Origin of the sequence: uncultured Sphingorhabdus sp. (assembly GCF_937872355.1) — a bacterium.
Classification (GTDB): domain Bacteria; phylum Pseudomonadota; class Alphaproteobacteria; order Sphingomonadales; family Sphingomonadaceae; genus Sphingorhabdus_B.
Window position 1 is genome coordinate 1 of record NZ_CALMSV010000167.1, and the last position, 5,638, is coordinate 5,638.

A 5,638-nucleotide genomic window follows, 5' to 3' on the forward strand; every position below is an offset into this window, starting at 1 on the left:
GGATTGTGCCGCGCTCGACGTTCTTTTCGATAACGCCCCACAGTGAAGTGCGCTTGGTGTTCTCAACGATTTCCGTGACAACCTTGCCGCCCTTTTCGTGCATGGCGACAACGATTGCTTTGTTCTGGCGATAGTTGCCAACGCCGCGACCGCTCAATTCACCGCCAAAGAACGCCTCATCGACTTCCACAATTTCACCAGCGCCGCCGATAAAATCGTCACCGTCCAGCATCGCCATATATTTGCGGATTTCGTGGCACATGCGCCAAGCCGTTTTGTAGGTTACGCCGATCTGGCGCTCCACTTCCTTTGCTGCAACGCCGCTACGTGAAGTCGTGAACAGAAACATGACATGAAACCAATCGCGCAAGCTGGTGCGCGTCCGGTCAAAGGGCGTGTTGGCAGTCGGGTAAACCTGTGCACCGCACCATTCGCAAGCGTAAGAGCGACGGGCTTTAACGCGATAGAACTTGGCATCCTTGCCGCACTTCTCGCAAGCGTGACGCTCACCAAAGCGGATGCGCATTAGGTGGTCTAGGCAGCTATCCTCTGTGGGGAAGCGGTCTTGGAACTGGCGAAGGGTCGGGGCTTTCGTTTTCATGCAAACTGCATAGCAGAATGACTTACTTGTCGCAAGGGGATAATTACCAAGTTTAACCTAGCGATTAAATTTGTAACTTAGGGCCAATGACGGATGATGTTTTGGGGCTCCGGTCGAGGGCGTTCTTCGAGTGGCTGGCTGGCAGTGCCGATGTAGAAAAGCCCGGCAATCTGCTCATCGCCCTCGCACACGGCTTTGCGGACAACCGGGTCATAGCTGGCCCAGCCGGTAATCCAACTCGCAACAAATCCGTGCACATGTGCCGCATGTAGCAGGTTCATGCCAACAGCGCCGACGCTCAATTGCTGTTCCCACAGCGGTATTTTCGGGCTTTCCTGCGGGGCGTATAACAACAAGACCAATGTCGGCGCAAAATGGGCCGGCGCTATGGCAGCTTCAATCTGGGCTGGCCGTGCTTCCGGGTTGGACGAAACAAAAGCCGTTGCGAGCAGGGCCGCAAAGGCCTCCCGATCCTGAATTGCAACAAACCGCCAGGGAAATAGCTTGCCATGGTCAGGTGTGCGCATTGCAATCTGCAGTATCGCCTCAAGCTGCTTAGTGTCAGGCCCCGGGGCAATCATGTCGCGGGGTTTTCCCGAACGTCGCGAAGCGAGGTAGCCGGGCAGTGAAGAGAGGTCGTTGAACATCGATCCTTCGTTCACCGAAAAGCGGTAACAAGCGCAACAAAATTCTTCACAGGCGCAATTTTTCCGTTAGGTTGCCTGCCCAATGGCCCCCGGAGAGGGGCGAACAACACAAACGTAGGGAAGGTGGGTCTCGTGTCCGATTTGAAACCGATGGGTGCTTGGGGTGAAGGTGACTGGATTGCTGCAATCGCCGTCGTTGTTTTAGGCATATTTCTCGCTTTGGGCGCGAAAATCGCTATCCAGAAGCAACCGGAATTCGCAGGGCACCCGAAGGGGCTCTATATGCTGTTTTTCGCCGAAATGTGGGAGCGTTTCTCCTATTACGGCATGCGAGCATTGCTGATTTTCTATCTGACCAAGCATTGGCTTTTCAGCGATGGCAAAGCGAACTTGGTCTATGGGGCCTATACCAGCCTCGTATACATCACCCCAGTCCTCGGTGGCTACTTGGCTGACCGGTATCTTGGAAATCGCAAAGCGGTAACCTTCGGTGGCATTCTTATTGCAATCGGTCATTTGCTTATGACATTCGAAGGCGCTGGCGGGCAAAACGACCCGACAATCAATGTTTTCTGGGCCGCACTAGCATTCATTATTGTTGGCACAGGCTTCCTCAAAGCCAACATTTCGGTGATGGTCGGACAGCTTTACAAGTTGACCGATGTTCGCCGCGATGGCGCATATACGATTTTCTACATGGGCATCAACGTAGGTGCAGCGATCGGTACGATCTTGGTTGGCTACCTGGGAGAGACTATTGGCTGGGGCTACGGCTTTGGCCTTGCCGGCATTGGGATGTTAGCCGGGCTAGTTGTTTTCGTGATTGGCAAGGGCGCATTGATGGGTGCGGGCGAAGCTCCGGCGCCACTTTCAAAATCTCGCGAGATGTCATTATACGGTATCGGAATCGCGTCAGTGGCGGTTATCTGGGCGTTGGTCCAGTATCAGGATGTGATTCAAACTTTGCTGATCATTTCAGGCGTCGCATTGCTCGCATATGTGCTTTACGAGAGCTTTAAGCTGGAAAAGGAACCGCGTGAACGCATGTTCGCAATTCTGTTCCTGATTTCACTGAACCCGTTATTCTGGGGATTGTTCGAACAGGCTGGTGGTTCCATGAGCCTTTTTACCGACCGATTTGTTGATCGCAGCGGTACGCCGGCTTCCCTCTTCCAATCGATCAACCCGATAATCATCATTTTGATGGCACCAGTCATTGCGGTGATATGGCAGTGGTTAGGAACACGCGGAAAAGAGCCTTCGGCACCGGTCAAGTTTGCATTGGCGTTAGCGCAAATGGGGCTCGCCAATCTCGTGCTGGTTTGGGGTGCGCAGGCCTGGGGGATCGCAGTAATGACGCCTGTATTCCTGGTATTCGCTTATTACTTCTTTGCAACTACAGCGGAATTGTGCCTTTCGCCGGTCGGACTGTCGGCAATGAACCGGCTTGCTCCCAAATTCCTGGCTTCGCTTATCATGGGCGCTTGGTTCTATATGACCGCGGTCGGTAATTTCGTTGCAGGTAAAATCGGGGAAGCTACCGGCGGTCATGGCGGCGAAATGAGCAAAGCGAAGCTGCTGGAAGTGTATGAATTGTTCGGTTGGATTTCAATTGGTGCAGCGGTACTGGTCCTGCTGCTATCGCCCATCGTCAAACGCTGGATGCATTTGGACACACTGAAGGATGAAGCGCCTGTAGCAGAAAAGGCGGCCTGAGCATGACAGGACGCTTCCGTTGGCCGATCCTCGCCGCGCCGCTCGCCCTGATTGCTTGTTCGAACACGACCGAAGGGCCCAAAAGCGCTTCGGCGGCGGCACCTGCCGAAAAGCCGGCAAAGCTGAACAAGGATCCCTATCCGTCGACCTACAAGCCTTATCCGGGCATGGCGACGGCGATCCGCAACGTCACCATTTTCGATGGTGAAGGCGGGCGCATCGACAATGGCGTGGTGTTCTTTGCGGGCGACAAGATCCAGTCGGTCGGCGGGCCTGAAACACCGATACCGGCAGATATTGCTGTGTTTGATGGGGCGGGCAAATATGTGACGCCCGGCATCATCGATATCCACTCGCACCTTGGTGATTATCCGACGCCGTCGGTCGCTGCGCATGACGATGGCAACGAAGCGACCAGCCCAACCACACCCGAAGTCTGGGCGGAGCATAGCGTCTGGCCGCAGGATCCGGGCTTCAGCCGCGCGCTGGCTAATGGCGGCGTGACGTCGCTTCAGGTGCTTCCCGGATCGGCGAACCTGATGGGCGGCCGTTCGGTGGTCCTCAAAAATGTTTATGCCCGCACAGTTCAGGGAATGAAGTTTCCTGGTGCGCCCTATGGCCTGAAAATGGCGTGCGGTGAAAATCCGAAGCGGGTTTACGGCGCGAAGGGGCGCATGCCTTCGACCCGCATGGGCAATCTTGCGGTCAATCGCCAGACCTGGATCAAGGCGCAAGAATATAAGAAAAAGCGCGACAGCGGGAAGGAATATACCCGCGATATCGGCATGGAAACGCTTGCGGGCGTTTTGGATGGCGACATCAAGATCCAGAACCACTGCTATCGCGCTGACGAAATGGCCATCGTCCTCGATATGGCGAAGGAATTTGGCTATAAGGTATCAACCTTCCACCACGCAGTCGAAGCCTATAAAATCGGTGACCTGCTGAAAGAAAATGAGGTTTGCTCTGCAGTTTGGGCCGACTGGTGGGGCTTCAAAATGGAAGCCTATGACGCGATCCCCGAAAATGCAGGCATATTGCAAAATGCCGGGGCGTGCGTGATCATCCATTCGGATGATGAAAACCAGATCCAGCGTCTGAACCAGGAGGCAGCCAAGGCGCTGGCCAATGGTCGCCGCATGGGTTTCCAGATTTCGGATGCGACAGCGATCAGCTGGCTGACCTATAATCCCGCCAAGGCGCTGGGTATCGACAAGATGACAGGCAGCCTGAAACCCGGCAAAATGGCCGACCTTGTGCTGTGGAACGGTAACCCATTGTCGGTCTATTCGCGGCCAGACAAAGTGTGGGTCGATGGCGCGCTGTTGTTCGATGCCAGCGATGCAAAGCGCAGGCCAGTGAGCGACTTTGAGCTTGGCCAGCCCGGCGAAGGAGATGTGAAATGAAGCATCTTCTTCTAGCCGCAGCTGCCCTTGCTTCGCTTACTGCACCGGCGGTAGCCGAAACCATCGCCATAACCGGCGGCAAGCTTGTCGTCGGTGATGGCTCTGCCCCGATGGATGGCGGAACTGTCATCGTCCGTGATGGAACCATCGTCGCGGCGGGCAAAGGTTTAGCCGTTCCCGCTGGTGCGCGCACTATCGACGCGACGGGTAAATGGGTGACGCCGGGCGTTTTTGCCGGGTTCAGCCGCCTTGGCCTTTCAGAGGTTGATGCAGTCAACGGCACGAACGATAAGGGCGGCGGAAAGAGCGGCTTTTCGGCTGCCATCGATGTTGCACCTGCAATCGATCCGTTCCGTTCCCCCATCGCCGTCAATCGCAGCGCCGGGGTGACCCGCGCCGTGGTCGCCCCCGAGGGAGGCGACCGGATATTTGCGGGACAGGGCGCGATTGCCGATCTTGGCGCCGATACCGATCCGGTCACGCGGGCGAGGGCATTCCAGTTTGTTGAATTTGGTGAGGCTGGGGCAGAGGCTTCCGGTGGAAGCCGGTCAGGCAATCATCTGCACTTCCGCGCCATGCTGCGCGAAGCACAGGATCATGCTGCGGGCGGCGATGCCTTTGACGACGATCTGCTGAAGAAGGAAGACGCCCGTGTTTTGCAAGCGGTGCTCCGCGGCGAACAACGTTTGCTGATCCATGTCGAGGGGGCGAACGATATTCTCCGCCTGCTTGAACTCAAACGGGAATTTCCGGCGATCAAGATGGTCTTCGTTGGTGCCAGCGAAGGCTGGCGGGTGGCTTCGCAGCTTGCCCAGGCTGGCGTGCCGGTCATCGCTTCGGCGCTCAACGATCTGCCAGCGACGTTTGAAATGCTGGGAGCCACCCAGTCCAATATCGGTCGTATGAAAGATGCTGGCGTCAAGGTGGCGATCGGGATGATCAACGACCGGGATTCGCACCAGTTGCGCTACACCACCCAATATGCAGGAAATCTTGTCAGCCTGCAGCGCGTTCCGCGCGCAAGCGGCCTGACCTGGGATGAGGCCTTCGCTGCTATCAGCTCTGCCCCCGCCGAGATCCTTGGCGTAGGTGATCGTCTGGGCAGCCTCAAAGCTGGCAAAGCGGGTGATGTAGTGGTTTGGGATGGCGATCCGCTCGAACTGACCAGCGCGCCGACGCATGTTCTGATTGACGGCATAGAGCAGCCGCTGAGCAACCGGCAGGACCGGTTGCGTGACCGCTATCGCACTCCCCAGGCAGGCGCGCTT

General features: G+C 56.5%; 5 protein-coding genes. 3 read left to right on the top strand and 2 right to left on the bottom strand.

Going from position 1 to position 5,638, the window contains the following annotated elements; all coding sequences use genetic code 11:
• Positions 1 to 601, bottom strand: a 601-nt coding sequence (locus tag Q0239_RS10850; RefSeq protein WP_298602553.1) for an IS1595 family transposase, incomplete at its 3' end; no start/stop codon positions are given.
• Positions 602 to 678: 77 nt separating this feature from the next.
• Positions 679 to 1,248: a nitroreductase gene (locus Q0239_RS10855; protein WP_298602565.1), complete on the bottom strand. Its 570-nt coding sequence runs from the start codon at positions 1,246 to 1,248 to the stop codon at positions 679 to 681.
• A gap of 141 nt (positions 1,249 to 1,389) precedes the next feature.
• On the opposite strand from Q0239_RS10855, the gene Q0239_RS10860 reads away from it, so the two are divergent.
• The 3 genes from Q0239_RS10860 to Q0239_RS10870 all read left to right on the top strand — a co-directional run.
• Positions 1,390 to 2,964 (top strand): peptide MFS transporter, encoded by a 1,575-nt coding sequence (locus Q0239_RS10860; RefSeq protein WP_298602570.1) that lies wholly within the window; start codon positions 1,390 to 1,392, stop codon positions 2,962 to 2,964.
• A gap of 2 nt (positions 2,965 to 2,966) precedes the next feature.
• On the top strand, positions 2,967 to 4,370 hold the full coding sequence (locus Q0239_RS10865; RefSeq protein ID WP_298602557.1) for an amidohydrolase: 1,404 nt from the start codon (positions 2,967 to 2,969) through the stop codon (positions 4,368 to 4,370).
• Positions 4,367 to 5,638: amidohydrolase family protein (locus tag Q0239_RS10870; RefSeq protein ID WP_298602562.1), on the top strand; the 1,272-nt coding region annotated here is incomplete at its 3' end. The genes Q0239_RS10865 and Q0239_RS10870, both read left to right, overlap by 4 nt.